Below are 13,641 nucleotides of genomic sequence, written 5' to 3' on the forward strand. Positions count from 1 at the left end.
TGCCGCGCGTTTTCCTGGCGAGAAGTGTCATTTACGACGCTTACTGCGCGGCCACCACCTTCAGGTGGTTCTTCACCGAGTCCACGCCGGACACGCCTTCCACCACCTGCTTGGCGTTATCGCGGTCCTCGGCGCTCGGCACCGTGCCGGTCAGCGACACGACGCCCTTGCGCGTCTTCACATGAATATGCTCGGATTTCAGGTTCTTCGTGCCGAGCAGTTCGGCCTTCACCTTGGTGGTGATGGTTGCGTCGTCAACGTGCTGGCCCACGCTTTCGGAGCTGCCCGTGGACGTCGAAGCATTGTTGGTCTGTGCGCCGGCCATCAGCGCGAAGGTCATGCAGGCCACGCCAGCAGCGGTCTTGAGCATCGGGGTGCGCTTCATCAGAGTTCTCCTGTATGAGTTGATGTTCGTGCTTCGATACAGCAAGGTCCGTGCCGCGCCCCGTGGACCCCGTTGCCAAAGCCCGGCGGCACGGGGTTCGAACGCGCGCCACCCTCAACATCCGATCCGTCGCGTGATGTCTGGAACGCCGGGCATCGGGCACGCAATTTTTCCGCCCGATTGTAAAAACGTCTGTCGATCAATGAATCGGCAGCCGGTGAATTTCGTTGCCGCAAGCGTCGATCCCGTTACAAAACAAGCGTTTGTAAAAACTGGCATGGGTGTTGCGTAGAAGGGCGCATTCACTCCACATTTTCACGAACGGGACAGCCATGCCTTCCATCGCGTTACAAGCTCGCCAGCATCTGGCGCTGACGCCGCGTCTGCAGCAGGCCGTGCGCCTGTTGCAGCTCTCGTCGCTCGAATTCCAGCAGGAACTGCGCGAAGCGCTCGACACCAATCCGTTCCTTGAATACGTGCCGCCGGCTTCCGAGACCGGCGAAGCGGCGGAAGCCGCCGAAGGCGCGGCCGGTATCGGCGCGGCAGCCAGCGAGGCGCCCACGGCGCTCGCCGACATGCCGGGAGGCAGCATGGAAAGCGGCATGGACGGGGGCGCGGCCCAGGAAACGTCGAGCTATGGCGACGAACAGGGCAACTACAGCGACGAAAACTCGGGCTATCAGGATGAGGGCGGCGGCTATACCGCCGATTTGCCTTCGTCCGGCTCGCTGCGCTCATCGACTTATCGCGGCTCGGAGGATGGCGATTCAGAAGCCTCCGACTGGGTGCGCGTGCCCATTTCCCTGCGCGATCAGCTACACGAGGCGCTGCGCCTTTCGCCGCTCGACGAACTCGACCGCGCGGCGGCGCAGATCGTGATCGAAGCGCTTGATGACGATGGCTATCTGCGTCAGGAACTGGCCGATCTGGTCGAACTCGAAGGCGTCGCCGATATTCTCGACGAGGACCGCCTGCGGGTCGCGCTGTGCGTCGTGCAGACGCTCGACCGGCCGGGCATCGGCGCGCGTTCGCTGTCCGAATGCCTTGCACTGCAACTCGAAGCGATGCCGGGAGACACGCCGCATCGCGATCTCGCGCTGCAGATCGTCACGCAGCACCTGGAGCGCCTCGCGCGCCGCGAGAATGGCGAACTGCAACGCCAGCTCGGTTGCGATGCGGCTTCGCTGCAAGCCGCGACGGCGCTGGTGCGCCGTCTCGATCCGAAGCCGGGCAACCACTATGGCCGCGCCGACGGCGGCTATGTGATCCCCGATGTCATCGTGCGCCAGGTGCGCGGCAAGTGGGTCGTGAGCGTGAATCCGGCTATCGAGCCGCGCGCGCGCATCCACAAGCTCTACGCTGAAATGTTCGCGCGCTCCGATCAGACCAGCCGCTCGCCGCTCGCGCAACAGCTTCAGGAGGCGCGCTGGCTGATCCGCAACGCGCACAAGCGCTGCGAAACGATCCTGCGCGTGGGTGAATGCATCGTCGCGCGTCAAAAGGCGTTCTTCCAGTACGGCGAAATCGCGCTGCGCCCGATGCTGCTGCGCGATGTCGCCGACGAACTCGGCTTGCACGAATCGACGGTCTCGCGCGCGACCGGCAACAAGTACATGGCCACGCCGCGCGGCATCTTCGAATTCAAGCGCTTCTTCCCGCGCGAACTGGAGACGCGCACCGGCGGGACGTGTTCGGCGGCGGCGGTCCGCGCGCTGATCAAGGAAATGATCGACGCTGAAAATCCGCGCGATCCGCTCTCGGATGTCGTGCTCACGCAGGAACTGGAAAAGCAGGGCGTGCGCGTCGCGCGCCGCACGGTGACGAAGTATCGGCAGATGATGAAGCTGCCGGCTGCGGAAATGCGCCGGCAGATTTAAGCGGCGATTGCGTTGTCTCATGTAAAAAGCGCACGGAGTTTTGTGCGCTTTTTTTGCGTCGTCATGCGGCCACGGCTATGTTTTCGCCCATGTGATCCGCTTCCACACCGGGCAAAATCTCGACGATCTGAAAGTAGCGGTCCCAGAACGGCGTGTCGCGCAGCGCTTCGATCAATTGTTCGTAGGCCTGATGACTTTCCGCTTCCCATACCCAGACGTCGGTGACGCGCGCTGCGTAGAACTCGACGTCGTACAAACGCAGCCGAACGTGTTCGCGATGACGTTCGAGCAAGGGCAGGACATGGTCGTTCAATGCGACGCGGCGTGCGTCGGGCGGCAGTTCGAGCCACGCGGGCAGGCTTTTCACGAGCATGAAGACAGTAAGGGCAGGCCTGGTAGAAGCATTCACGGCGATTTCCTGATCGGTTGAAGGTGTGGTTAGAATACGAGTGTTTGCTCACATTCGATACTCGCATTCCGACCATGACGCCCACACCTCGCGGCCGTCGCCGCGCAGCCCCGCTCGACGCGCGCAAACAGCCGGTGCAGCGCCGCTCGACCGCCACCGTCGATGCCATTCTCGAAGCGGCGGCTCGCATTCTGGAGCACGGCGGCTTCACCGGCTACACGACCAACGCGATCGCCGGGCGCGCCGGCGTGAGCGTCGGCTCGCTCTATCAATACTTCCCGAATCGCGATGCGCTCACTGCCGCGCTGATCGAGCGCGAGAGCGCGCCATTGCTCGCGGCGCTCGAGCAGGCGGGGGTGGCCGCGAGTTGCGAAATGGCGTTGCTCGGCTTGATTCGTGCGTCGGTCGCGCATCAGATGCAGCGGCCCGTGCTCGCACGTCTGCTCGATTTCGAGGAAGAACGGCTACCGCTCGGCGAGCGTGACGCGCGCATCGGCGATCGCATTCACGCGACGCTCATGCGTGCGTTCAGCCTGCCCGATGCGCCTTGTCTTGACGATCCCTCGACGGCGGCCTTCGATGTGTTCGCCATCGTGCGCGGCATGGTCGATGCGGCGGGTGCGCGCGGCGAAACCGATGCCGTCGCGCTGGAGGCGCGCGCGACGCGTGCCGTGGTCGGCTATCTGTGGCGCAGCGAGACGCCGCGCTGAGCGCGCCGGTGTATGCGTCAGTGCGCGCCGCGCTTGCGCAGGCGCTCGATGAGCGCCATCGCCGCCGCCGGGTTGTGTTCCTTGTGGCCGCTGATCACATAGAGATAGACATCGCGGCCCGCTTTGGCCGCGAGCGGTTTGCCGAAGGTGTCGAGATCGTCGGGCGTGCCGCCTTGCGCCCACGTGAGCGCGCGCTCGACCCAGCGGTCGAGGTCGGCGGGCCCGTAGCCCGCCTTGTGATCGGCTACCGTGCCCATGATGCGGGCGTAGACGAACGGCGCGGAGGCGTCCGCGATCTGCGGATAGTCCGAATCGCCGGATACCACGATGGCGGCTGCGCGCTTGCGCGCCAGCGCCACGAACTCCGGCGTGCAGAAGCTTGCGTGACGGACTTCCAGCGCATGACGCAGCTTGCGGCCATCGATTTCGTCGGGTAGCAGATCGAGGAATCGTGCGTAGTCCTCGGGATCGAACTGCTTGCCCGGCATCAGTTGCCAGTTGATCGGGCCGAGTTTGTCGCCCAGGTTCAGCAGGCCGCCCGTGAGAAAGCGTTCGATCGACGCGCCGGCTTCGGCCAGCACGCGCCGGTTCATCGCGAAACGCGGACCTTTTAGCGAAAACACGAAGTCGTCGGGCGTTTCATCGTGCCAGCGCTGGAAACTCGTGGGCTTTTGCGCGCCGTAATACGTGCTGTTGATTTCCAGCGTGCTCAGGTGGCGGCTTGCGTAATCGAGTTCGAGACGCTGGGCCAGGCCTTCGGGATAGAAGGCGCCGCGCCATGGGGCGTAGATCCAGCCACCAATGCCGACACGGATGCGGCCGGCTTTGATGGGCGTTTTGACAGGCGAAGCGGGGGAGCGTGTCATCGGATCGGCGCCATCGAATCGGAGATGCGGCAGTGTAGCGCGACCCGCTCCGCGACGGTTTTTGAGAGTGTTTTAGGCATAGTCCGATATTTTTCTCAGTGACGTGAGGCTAATTTAGTCGATGTGTGTCAGACAACCTCACTTGGAATATCAGATGCAGTCTCGTCCTTCTCGCGAGCTGAGCGACGCGCAGTGGCGCAGCGTCGAGCCGCTTTTTCACGAAATTCGCTCCAGCGGCCCGCGCCGCGGCCGTCCGGCTCATTGCCCGCGCGCCGTGTTCGAAGCCATCCTCTGGGTGCTCTCGACCGGCTCGGTCTGGGCCAGGCTGCCAGAGCGCTATCCCGACTTCCGCACCTGCCATCGCCGTTTCAAGGTGTGGTTCGACGCGGGGCTCGTGCAACAGGCCATGGAACGCCTTTATGGCGACGAAGGCGTGGCGATGTGCGCGGCCATGAATGCACGCATGCAGCCGTGGCGCGCGCCGGCCGGTCGCCGGGCGCCGCGCTTTCCGGTCGCGTTCTCGTTGCGCTGGCCGCTCGCGCGCACCTGAGCGCGCCGGCTGACTAGCGGAACCGTCTGACACACCGAACGGGCAGTGGATCATCATCCGCTGCCCGTTTTGCATTGTTTTTGCAGTCTGAAAACGCGGCGTTCCAATCGGCCCTTTGTGGGAATGGCCCGCGGTGCGCGATACTGTTGGGCTCAACGCAACGGAATCCTGAGGACATGGCGCATTTCGACGTATTCAATGGCGACGCGGACGGCATCTGCGCGCTTCACCAGCTTCGCCTGGCGCGGCCGCGCCAGGCCACGTTGATCACGGGAGCGAAGCGCGACATCGCGCTCGTCAAGCGCGTCCAGGCACAGCCCGGCGACTCGCTCACGGTACTCGACATCTCGTTCGACACCAATCGCGCGGCGATCTGCGCGCTGCTCGACCGGGACATTCACGTCGAATATTTCGATCATCATCACGCCGGCGATCTGCCGATGAACGTCAACCTCATGGCGCACATCGACACCACGGCGCAGGTTTGCACGAGCGTGCTGGTCGATCGCCATCTGCAAGGCCGGCACCGCTCGTGGGCCATCGCGGCGGCGTTCGGCGACAACCTGCCCAGGACCGCGCGCGACCTCGCGCAAAAAGCGGACATGTCGGAGGAGCAGATCGAGCAGTTGTGCGAGTTGGGCGAATCGATCAACTACAACGCCTATGGCGATAGCGTCGAAGACCTGTTCATCGCGCCCGCGGCGCTTTATGAAGCGATAAAGCCCTACGCCGATCCATTCGAATTCATCGCCAGCGAGCCGTTGCTTGAGCGCCTGGCGTCCTGCCGCGATGACGACCTGGTGCGCGCCCAGCAAATCACGCCGCTGATCGCGCTGCAATACGGCAGCGTCTGCGTCTTGCCCGACGAGCCCTGGGCGCGTCGCGTGCGCGGCGTGTTCGCCAACGCTCTGGCGATCGAGGAGCCGGGACACGCCCATGCGGTGCTGAGCGTCAACCCCGACGGCAATTACGCCGTCAGCGTGCGTGCGCCGCTGGAGCAGCCACGCGGCGCCGACGAACTCTGCCGCGCGTTCCCCGGCGGCAACGGCCGGGTGGGCGCGGCGGGCATCGATTGTCTCGATTCGAAGCGTCTCGATCAGTTCGTCGCCGCCTTCGCGCGCGTGTTCGGGCGTCCGATGCCGCGTTGATCGCCCGGTTCATTACCGGGGTTCATTGCCTCGGCAATTGTCCACCAGTTGCCTGACCCGCTGCGCCAGGCGGGCCGACCGCGTAACATGAAAAAGCGCTGAACTCCCAAAGCGCGACGCGAGGAGGCCGACGATGCGAGCGATGCTGTTCGACGGAACGAGTCCGTTACTACGCGAGACGGAGCAACCCGATCCGGTTCCCAAAGCCGGCGAACTGCTGATCGATGTCCATGCCTGCGGTGTGTGCCGCACCGACCTGCATGTGGTCGATGGCGACCTGACCGAGCCGAAGCGCCCGGTGATTCCGGGCCATGAAATCGTTGGCACCGTGGCCGCGTCCGGCGCGGGTGTGACGGGCTTTGCGCCCGGCGATCGCGTGGGTGTGCCGTGGCTCGGTCACACCTGCGGACATTGCCGCTTTTGCCTCGCGGGCCGCGAAAATCTCTGCGATGCTCCGGCGTTCACGGGTTACACGCGCGATGGCGGCTATGCGCAACGCGTGGTCGCCGACGCCCACTACTGCTTCCATTTGCCGCGCCAGTACAGCGACGTTCAGGCCGCGCCGCTGCTGTGCGCGGGGCTGATCGGCTATCGCACGCTCGTGCTCGCCGGCGATGCGCAGCGGATCGGCATCTACGGCTTTGGCGCGGCGGCGCATATCGTCGCGCAAGTCGCACGGCATCAGGGACGCACGGTCTATGCGTTCACGCGTCCCGGCGATCAGGACGCCCAGCGCTTCGCAAGGCGGCTCGGCGCGGTGTGGGCGGGCGGCAGCGACGAAACGCCGCCCGAGCCGCTCGACGCCGCGCTGCTGTTCGCGCCCGTCGGCGCGCTCGTGCCCGCGGCGCTGCGCGCGGTGACGAAGGGCGGCACGGTCGTCTGCGGCGGCATCCACATGAGCGACATTCCAACGTTTCCCTACGCGTGGCTCTGGGAGGAGCGGCGCATCGTCTCGGTGGCAAACCTCACGCGCGATGACGGCGCGACTTTCATGGCGATCGCCGCGCGCCACACGCTCGAAATCGAGACCACGGTGTATCCGCTCGCGCGCGCCAACGATGCGCTCGCCGACCTGCGCGCGGGCCGCCTGACGGGCGCGGCCGTGCTGACGATGCGATGAGAACGAGCGGGCGCACGGCGACCACAAGCCGCAGCGAGTCGCACGAATTTGCCCTTATCTATGCAAGTGCAATAACGAAGCGCGGACATTTCGATCATGGGCGATGCCCGGGAGGTCAGCATGTACAAGCAGATTCTGGTGGCGATCGACGGTAGCCGGGGCGGGCGTCGAGCGCTTGACGAAGCAGTGAAGATCGCCAAGGCGACGGGCGGCACGGTGCAGGCGCTTTACGTGGTTCGGCATCCGGCGCGTCTCGTCGATATCAGCACGGGTTTCGCCGAAGAGCAAACGCGCCAGAGCGCCGAAGCCGATGTCGCGACGGCAGCGCTCGACGAAGCGAAGAGCGTGTTCGCGCAGGCCGGCATCACGGGCACGACGCGGGCCGCCGATTCGAACGGTGAGGAGATTGCCGCCGTCATCCACCGCATCGCGGGGGAAGACGCGGTGGATCTCGTGGTGCTGGGCACTCGCGGTTTGTCCGGCGTCAAACGGTTGCTGATTGGCAGCGTGGCGGAATCATTCCTGCGCATCGCCGATCGCCCCGTCATGCTCGTGCGCGAAGAAGAGTCCAAAGCGGCCTGACGGCGCTTCGCCTACACCTCGCCAACAACGGTGTCGAATCGGATAAAACGCGCGTGAACCGATCCACGGGGCATTTTGTGCAAGTCTAATATCTCGATATTAGATTTTGATCAAATACGATGGCGCGATCTTCACGCACGGGTCGTCCATCGTGCCTATGATGTGACTTGGCCTCGCGACCATGAATTGCGCCGGACTCCAAAAGGTTGGCGCGATCTGTCGTGATTTTCCGCGCTGCAATTTGCGCGCTGCGGCATCCCGCAGCGCTGTCAGAATTCAGTGCTGATATTCCCGTTCATTGTCTTGTGCCGCTGCCATGCCGCCCTTATGCGGCTGCATGGAAACATTCCGTTGCGCGCCAGGCAAAGCTCCGTCGAAAGGAAAGTCCGCCATGTCCAACGCTTCTCATGCCTCGTTCAATGCGTATCGCAGCGGCTCATCGGCTGTGCTGCAATGGCTCGTCCATCAGCAGCAATGGCGCGAGCAGGCGGTGAATCTGCTGCAACGCCGCACGGCGCGCGACCGTGCCGCGCTGGAGGCCACGCTCGAATCGCTGCGCGGCGCGCAGAGCTGGAGTGACTTTGGCGCGGCGAGCCAGACCGTGTGGCGCAACTATCTGATCGCGAGTGCAGCGCTGTGGCAGGAGAACGCGGCCGCAACCGTGCAGGCCACGGGCGTCTGGGCCAATGCCGCACGCGATGCGATGCAGCAATGGCAGGACACGCTGGCAGGCCTGCAACCCGGCGCGGCGGCGGCAACCAGCCCAGACGGCGTGGTGCAGCCGATGCGCGAATGGATGGCGGCCTTTGAACGCGCGATGTCGGTCGCCACCGGCGCGGCTGGTGTGGCTGTTGCGGCCAGCACGACCGACGCACCGGCCCACGCGCACGGAGGCCAGCATGGACGCTGAACGGATTGCCTTTGTCACGGGCGGCATGGGCGGCCTGGGCGCGGCGATCAGCCGGCGCCTCGCCGATGCGGGCATGACCGTCGTGCTGTCCTGCTCGAAGGGTAACGATCGCATGGCCACCTGGCTCGACACGGAACGCGCGGCAGGGCGGCATTTCCACGCGTATGCCATGGACGTAGCCGATTTCGACGCCTGCCAGGAAGTCGCCGCGCGCGTGCTGGCCGATCTCGGGCGCGTCGATGTGCTGGTGAACAATGCGGGCATCACCTGCGACCGCAGCTTCGTCAAAATGTCGAAGGCCGATTGGGACAGCGTGATGCGCACCAATCTCGACTCGATTTTCAACGTGACGAAGCCCTTCGTGACGGGCATGCTCGAGCGCGGCTTCGGCCGCGTCGTGAATATCGGCTCGGTCAACGGGTCGCGCGGCGCTTACGGGCAGGCCAACTACTCGGCGGCGAAGGCCGGGCTGCATGGCTTTACGAAGGCATTGGCGCTCGAAGTGGCGAAAAAGGGCGTGACGGTCAACACGGTCTCGCCCGGCTACCTGGCCACCCAGATGGTCGAGGCCGTTCCCGCCGACGTAATGCAGCAGCGCATCCTGCCGCAGATTCCCGTCGGACGTCTCGGCAAACCCGAGGAAGTGGCGGCGCTCGTCGCGTTTCTGTGCTCGGACGACGCGGGCTTCATCACCGGCGCGGATATCGCGATCAATGGCGGCATGCACATGCACTAGGCACGCACGCGGCGCTGCTAACGCGCGCCGCCACGAATTATTCAGGATGCCGATATTTGTTTTTGCACGCAATAGTCACTTGCGTCACTCGCGCGCGACACATTCCCGACATCGCGCCGTCACGAAATAATCGTGCTGCGTTACGCATTTCTTCACGCCGCGCATTATTCCTTATGACGCAATGATGATGTAGTAACGCGATGAAACACGACTGTAGCGAAACTGTACGTTTTGCCCGCTATGCTGGTCGGTACGGTGAGATCTGAACAGGAGAAAACGATGCTCAGTCATCACGAACTGGCGGCGCTGCTGCTGATTCGCGACGCTAACGCGCCGCTCCAGACATTCGATGCCGATTTCCTGGCGCTTGCGCGCTACCAGCTCGTCGAGATGGATGACGGCAAAAGCGGCCGTGCGCCGCGCCTCACGACGCGCGGGCAGGAATTATTGCGGCGGCTTACACACGACGATTCATACGGCAGGCCGGGGCAGGGCGTGAGCTGACAGGGCTTTTAGGGCAGCGCAGGGCATCTGGCCATCGTTTTCTTGTCAAGGGTCCGACATCCCGCGCTACGCTCGTTACAAACGTGTAATCTTTTAACGCGCACTCTGCGATAAAGTGCCGGCTCTCGTTTCAATCCACTGTTTTATCGTCCGAGAGTCTGTTCATGAAAGCCGTTGTCAAGCCGTTCGCCCGTCTGGCCGCCCTGATGCTTTGCGCCGCGCTGGCCGCTCCGCTGGTCGCCGTCGCCGCACCCAACCATCACGAAGTCTGCCACGTCGAGCATCACAATCATCATGCGGTGCGCGTCTGCCATCACGTGCGCTGATAGGCACTGATCGGCGCGCCAGTCGAAATGCCGCATTGTTATGCGGCATTTTTTTAACAAAATTAATTGGCATTCCAAATATAAAAGCATGATTGCGATTCACATGCTAAGGTAAATCAAGCAAAAAGAACGCATCTGGGAGATCGGCCACTCGTTGCCGTGTATTAACTACGGGCGCACTCGAAAATGAGAAAAACGGGATATTTGATCCTTGCCGCGGCAGCGCTGTCGGCTTCGACGGATAGCGCTTTTGCGCAGGAGTTCACGTTATTCGCAGGCCCGCTGTGGAGTGGCGCCGACCGGTCATATTCGTGGGAGATGAGCTATCTGGAGGGCTTCGGGCCGTATTTCGCCGGCAGCATCTCCTGGCTCAACGAAGGCCATATCACCGATCATCATCGCGACGGGCAGACTTTTCAGGTCTGGGCGCGCCTGCCGCTGGCGCAGCGGCGGCTCGTGCTTTCGCTGGGCGTCGGGCCATATCGCTATTTCGACACAGAAGCGGCCAGGCAAGGCGAGGGCTATTCCAACACGCACGGCTGGGGCATGGTCTATAGCGCTCGCGCCACGTGGTATGCCAGCCAACGCTGGACCGCCAATCTCCAGCTCAATCGCGTGCAGGTCACAAATGGGCCGCCGACCACGGCAGTGATGCTTGGCCTCGGCTATCAGCTCGATGCACCGGATTCGCCCGGCCCGCGCGACTTTGCCTTGCCGCGCACGCACGATGTGACGAATAACGAAATCACCCTGATGGCGGGCGAGACGATACTCAACAGTTTAGATTCGCAGACGTCGGCGGCCGAAGCCATCGAGTACCGACGCGGCCTGACGCACTGGCTCGACGGCACCATCGGCTATCTGCACGAGGGTAACGGCATCGAGGCGCGTCGCGACGGCGCCACCGCGCAGCTCTGGCTCACGCGGGCGTTTTTCGACGAGCGGCTGACGCTGGGTTTCGGCGCAGGCCTGTATGCCGCGATCCACCACGGCAAGAATGGCGACGATCGCGATACCGGCGACGGGATTCTCTCGGGTCTCGTGTCGGTATCGGCGTCATACCGGCTCACGCAGCATTGGTCGGCGCGCGTGACGTGGAACCGCGTCGTCACGCGCTATAGCCGCGATACGGATGTGATCCTGGGTGGGGTGGGCTACCGCTTCTAGCCGCGGATTTGCCTGCCGCTCAATTGCCTGGGCGTCCGCCGCCGCCGCCCGGCGGACGATTTCCGCCACCGCCACCGCCCCCTCCGCCAGGCGGCCTGCCGCCCTGGCCGGGTGGACGTGCTCCGCCATGTCCACCATTGCCCGGAGGCCTCGACGCGCCTTGTCCCGGTGGACGTCCGCCGCCATTGCCGGGCGGGCGCGCACCGTTATTCGGCGGGCGGTTCTGATGGCCATTGCCCGCGCCGGGTGGCCGGTTGCCGTGATGCCCACCGGGCGGCCGGGCGCCATGCGAAGGCGGCCGAATCCCGGGCGGCGGTCCCGGCCGCGGACCGGGATGCCGGTTCCAGCGGCTCTGGTTGTTGTACCAGGGGCGGTCGCGGTAATAATTGCCCCAATAGGTCCCCAGCGAGAACGTGAGAATCGGCAGACCGATAGTGGCGCCGTAGTTCATCAGCGGCACGCGCGCGCCCTGATACGGATACGAGATATAACCGCCATAGACCCAGCCACGCAGGCCGGGCAGGCTCACATCGCACCAGCTATATCCGGCCACGCAGCCCATCACGGCGATCGAGACGCCGCCAGGCACCTGAGCCACGACGGGATAGTCTCCGGCCGGCCCGGCATAAAGATTGACGGTTGTACTGGTGAACCCCTGGCTCTGTGCGAATGCCGGCACTGGCGCCGCGAGCATCGCGGCCAGACCGGCGAACAACGCACCGACGAACTGCTTGCGCATCGCTTCCTCCGTGGTCGAACTGCCTGGTGATTTTTATTGCGATATCAACCGTACGGTAGCAGATAAGTATTTTTCGACGCGGCAGCGCATGTTACGGCTCGTTTCGGCGGATGACGGCGACGCACGGAGAATTTCAGGATTCGAAAGCCTGCTGGCAAGCGAGGCCGCGTCACACGCGAATGGAAGCATTGTGCAAGAATCGCGGCTCGGCTTACGCGCCCGCCTGGGTACCTAAGTCGGGACTCGAACCAGAAAGACAGAAAGACCAGGAGCAGACAAGTGATTCAACGCATTGCGGGATTCTTCACGGGCGTGGTGCACCGGTTTTTGCCGGACCCGCTCATCTTCGCCATTCTCTTGACCGTCGTGACCTTCGTGCTGGCGTTCGCGCTGACGCCGCAGCCGCCCGAAGCGCTCATCATGATGTGGGGCTCGGGGTTCTGGAATCTGCTCGCCTTCGCGATGCAGATGGTCCTGATCCTCGTGACCGGTCACGCGCTGGCCAGCTCCGCGCCGGTCAAGCGGCTGCTGGTTGCGCTCGCAAGTTGTGCGCGCACGCCGGGCCAGGGCGTGATGCTCGTGGCCTTCGTGGGCGCCGTGGCCTGCGCGATCAACTGGGGCTTCGGCCTCGTGCTCGGCGCGATGTTCTCGCGCGAAGTCGCGCGCCGCGTGCGCGGCACCGACTACCGCTTGCTGGTCGCGGCGGCCTACATGGGCTTTCTGACGTGGCATGGCGGGCTGTCGGGCTCGGTGCCGCTGGTCGCGGCCACCAAGGGCAATCCGATGGAAAAGACCATCGGCCTGATCCCCGTCTCGCAGACCATTTTCACGGGCTATAACGCGTTCATCACGATCGCCTTGATCGTGCTGCTGCCGATCCTCGTGCGCCTGATGATGCCCAAGCCCGAAGACGTCGTTTCGGTCGATCCCGCGCTGCTCGAAGATCCGCCCACGGTCGAGCGCAAGCTCGGTCCCGACGCGACCTTCGCCGAACGCATCGAGGAAAGCCGCGCGCTCTCGCTGCTGGTGGCGGCGCTGTGCGCGGTGTTTCTCGGTGTCCGTTTCCACACGAAGGGTTTTGCGCTCGACATCGACACCGTGAATCTGGTGTTCCTCGCGGCCGGCCTCGTGCTGCACAAGACGCCGATGGCCTACGCACGCGCCGTCGCGGGCGCGGCAAAAGGCGCGTCGGGCATCATGATCCAGTTCCCGTTCTACGCGGGGATCCAGGCGCTGATGGATCACTCGGGTCTCGCGGGCGTCATCACGAAATGGTTCGTCGATATCGCCAACGTGCACACGTTCCCGCTGCTCGCGTTCCTGAGTTCGGCGGTAATCAATTTCGCGGTGCCTTCGGGCGGCGGCCACTGGGTCGTGCAGGGGCCGTTCGTGATGCCGGCTGCGCAGGCGCTGGGGGCGGATCTCGGCAAATCGGCCATGGCGATTGCCTACGGCGAGGCGTGGACCAATATGGCGCAGCCGTTCTGGGCGCTGCCCGCGCTCGCGATCGCGGGCCTCGGCGTGCGCGACATCATGGGTTATTGCGTGACGACGCTGCTGTTTTCGGGGGTGGTGTTCATCGCGGGGCTTTACTTGTTCTGATGAGAACGCA

Annotated in this window: 16 protein-coding genes; 12 read left to right on the top strand and 4 right to left on the bottom strand. The window is 64.2% G+C overall.

Annotation, left to right across the window (positions count from 1 at the left end; all coding sequences use genetic code 11):
- Window positions 1–40: 40 nt before the first annotated feature.
- On the bottom strand, window positions 41–385 hold the full coding sequence (locus B0G62_RS07525) for a BON domain-containing protein (RefSeq protein ID WP_103703520.1): 345 nt from the start codon (window positions 383–385) through the stop codon (window positions 41–43).
- A gap of 332 nt (window positions 386–717) precedes the next feature.
- Between B0G62_RS07525 and B0G62_RS07530 the strand changes: the two genes are divergently transcribed.
- Window positions 718–2,262, top strand: a complete 1,545-nt coding sequence (locus B0G62_RS07530) for an RNA polymerase factor sigma-54 (RefSeq protein ID WP_103703521.1) — start codon at window positions 718–720, stop codon at window positions 2,260–2,262.
- A 61-nt stretch (window positions 2,263–2,323) separates the two neighbouring features.
- On the opposite strand, the gene B0G62_RS07535 is transcribed toward B0G62_RS07530, so the two are convergent.
- Entirely contained in the window at window positions 2,324–2,671 is a 348-nt protein-coding gene (locus tag B0G62_RS07535; protein ID WP_208624212.1) for a darcynin family protein, read from the bottom strand.
- A 74-nt stretch (window positions 2,672–2,745) separates the two neighbouring features.
- Between B0G62_RS07535 and B0G62_RS07540 the strand changes: the two genes are divergently transcribed.
- Window positions 2,746–3,381 carry a TetR/AcrR family transcriptional regulator gene (locus B0G62_RS07540; protein ID WP_103703523.1) on the top strand — a complete coding sequence of 212 codons (636 nt, stop codon included), beginning with the start codon at window positions 2,746–2,748 and terminating at the stop codon, window positions 3,379–3,381.
- A 17-nt stretch (window positions 3,382–3,398) separates the two neighbouring features.
- On the opposite strand, the gene B0G62_RS07545 is transcribed toward B0G62_RS07540, so the two are convergent.
- Window positions 3,399–4,247, bottom strand: a complete 849-nt coding sequence (locus B0G62_RS07545; protein ID WP_103703524.1) for a DUF72 domain-containing protein — start codon at window positions 4,245–4,247, stop codon at window positions 3,399–3,401.
- 154 nt (window positions 4,248–4,401) lie between these two features.
- Between B0G62_RS07545 and B0G62_RS07550 the strand changes: the two genes are divergently transcribed.
- The 9 genes from B0G62_RS07550 (at window position 4,402) to B0G62_RS07585 (ending at window position 11,290) form a co-directional block, all read left to right on the top strand.
- Window positions 4,402–4,797, top strand: coding sequence for a transposase (locus tag B0G62_RS07550; protein WP_167401201.1), 396 nt, complete (start codon window positions 4,402–4,404; stop codon window positions 4,795–4,797).
- A 176-nt stretch (window positions 4,798–4,973) separates the two neighbouring features.
- On the top strand, window positions 4,974–5,945 hold the full coding sequence (locus B0G62_RS07555) for an acetyltransferase (protein ID WP_103703526.1): 972 nt from the start codon (window positions 4,974–4,976) through the stop codon (window positions 5,943–5,945).
- Between the two features lie 133 nt (window positions 5,946–6,078).
- The gene (locus B0G62_RS07560; RefSeq protein ID WP_103703527.1) at window positions 6,079–7,065 is read left to right on the top strand and encodes a zinc-dependent alcohol dehydrogenase family protein; all 987 of its coding nucleotides are present in this window, start codon (window positions 6,079–6,081) and stop codon (window positions 7,063–7,065) included.
- Between the two features lie 120 nt (window positions 7,066–7,185).
- Window positions 7,186–7,647 (top strand): universal stress protein, encoded by a 462-nt coding sequence (locus tag B0G62_RS07565; RefSeq protein WP_103703676.1) that lies wholly within the window; start codon window positions 7,186–7,188, stop codon window positions 7,645–7,647.
- Window positions 7,648–8,038: 391 nt separating this feature from the next.
- Window positions 8,039–8,557 (top strand): hypothetical protein, encoded by a 519-nt coding sequence (locus tag B0G62_RS07570; RefSeq protein ID WP_103703528.1) that lies wholly within the window; start codon window positions 8,039–8,041, stop codon window positions 8,555–8,557.
- Complete coding sequence (gene phbB / locus B0G62_RS07575) at window positions 8,547–9,293, top strand: acetoacetyl-CoA reductase (RefSeq protein ID WP_103703529.1); 747 nt, start codon at window positions 8,547–8,549, stop codon at window positions 9,291–9,293. The genes B0G62_RS07570 and phbB overlap by 11 nt, the downstream gene beginning before the upstream one ends.
- A gap of 279 nt (window positions 9,294–9,572) precedes the next feature.
- Window positions 9,573–9,797 carry a hypothetical protein gene (locus B0G62_RS07580; protein WP_103703530.1) on the top strand — a complete coding sequence of 75 codons (225 nt, stop codon included), beginning with the start codon at window positions 9,573–9,575 and terminating at the stop codon, window positions 9,795–9,797.
- A 164-nt stretch (window positions 9,798–9,961) separates the two neighbouring features.
- Window positions 9,962–10,123 carry a hypothetical protein gene (locus B0G62_RS31580; protein WP_167401202.1) on the top strand — a complete coding sequence of 54 codons (162 nt, stop codon included), beginning with the start codon at window positions 9,962–9,964 and terminating at the stop codon, window positions 10,121–10,123.
- 186 nt (window positions 10,124–10,309) lie between these two features.
- Window positions 10,310–11,290: a hypothetical protein gene (locus tag B0G62_RS07585; protein WP_103703531.1), complete on the top strand. Its 981-nt coding sequence runs from the start codon at window positions 10,310–10,312 to the stop codon at window positions 11,288–11,290.
- 19 nt (window positions 11,291–11,309) lie between these two features.
- Here B0G62_RS07585 and B0G62_RS07590 read toward each other — a convergent pair whose 3' ends face one another.
- Window positions 11,310–12,029: an SH3 domain-containing protein gene (locus tag B0G62_RS07590; protein ID WP_103703532.1), complete on the bottom strand. Its 720-nt coding sequence runs from the start codon at window positions 12,027–12,029 to the stop codon at window positions 11,310–11,312.
- 279 nt (window positions 12,030–12,308) lie between these two features.
- Between B0G62_RS07590 and B0G62_RS07595 the strand changes: the two genes are divergently transcribed.
- Window positions 12,309–13,631 (top strand): TIGR00366 family protein, encoded by a 1,323-nt coding sequence (locus B0G62_RS07595; RefSeq protein WP_103703533.1) that lies wholly within the window; start codon window positions 12,309–12,311, stop codon window positions 13,629–13,631.
- Window positions 13,632–13,641: the final 10 nt, after the last annotated feature.

This window comes from Paraburkholderia eburnea (assembly GCF_002917095.1).
Lineage (GTDB): Bacteria > Pseudomonadota > Gammaproteobacteria > Burkholderiales > Burkholderiaceae > Paraburkholderia > Paraburkholderia eburnea.

What these genes read in the sequence shown, in the direction of transcription:
- B0G62_RS07580 (WP_103703530.1), top strand. Translation starts at nt 9,573, where the DNA reads ATGCTCAGTCATCACGAACTGGCGGCGCTGCTGCTGATTCGCGACGCT.
- B0G62_RS07550 (WP_167401201.1), top strand. Translation starts at nt 4,402, where the DNA reads ATGCAGTCTCGTCCTTCTCGCGAGCTGAGCGACGCGCAGTGGCGCAGC.
- B0G62_RS07585 (WP_103703531.1), top strand. Translation starts at nt 10,310, where the DNA reads ATGAGAAAAACGGGATATTTGATCCTTGCCGCGGCAGCGCTGTCGGCT.
- phbB (WP_103703529.1), top strand. Translation starts at nt 8,547, where the DNA reads ATGGACGCTGAACGGATTGCCTTTGTCACGGGCGGCATGGGCGGCCTG.
- B0G62_RS07525 (WP_103703520.1), bottom strand. Translation starts at nt 385, where the DNA reads ATGAAGCGCACCCCGATGCTCAAGACCGCTGCTGGCGTGGCCTGCATG.
- B0G62_RS07530 (WP_103703521.1), top strand. Translation starts at nt 718, where the DNA reads ATGCCTTCCATCGCGTTACAAGCTCGCCAGCATCTGGCGCTGACGCCG.
- B0G62_RS31580 (WP_167401202.1), top strand. Translation starts at nt 9,962, where the DNA reads ATGAAAGCCGTTGTCAAGCCGTTCGCCCGTCTGGCCGCCCTGATGCTT.
- B0G62_RS07545 (WP_103703524.1), bottom strand. Translation starts at nt 4,247, where the DNA reads ATGACACGCTCCCCCGCTTCGCCTGTCAAAACGCCCATCAAAGCCGGC.
- B0G62_RS07555 (WP_103703526.1), top strand. Translation starts at nt 4,974, where the DNA reads ATGGCGCATTTCGACGTATTCAATGGCGACGCGGACGGCATCTGCGCG.
- B0G62_RS07540 (WP_103703523.1), top strand. Translation starts at nt 2,746, where the DNA reads ATGACGCCCACACCTCGCGGCCGTCGCCGCGCAGCCCCGCTCGACGCG.
- B0G62_RS07590 (WP_103703532.1), bottom strand. Translation starts at nt 12,029, where the DNA reads ATGCGCAAGCAGTTCGTCGGTGCGTTGTTCGCCGGTCTGGCCGCGATG.
- B0G62_RS07560 (WP_103703527.1), top strand. Translation starts at nt 6,079, where the DNA reads ATGCGAGCGATGCTGTTCGACGGAACGAGTCCGTTACTACGCGAGACG.
- B0G62_RS07570 (WP_103703528.1), top strand. Translation starts at nt 8,039, where the DNA reads ATGTCCAACGCTTCTCATGCCTCGTTCAATGCGTATCGCAGCGGCTCA.
- B0G62_RS07565 (WP_103703676.1), top strand. Translation starts at nt 7,186, where the DNA reads ATGTACAAGCAGATTCTGGTGGCGATCGACGGTAGCCGGGGCGGGCGT.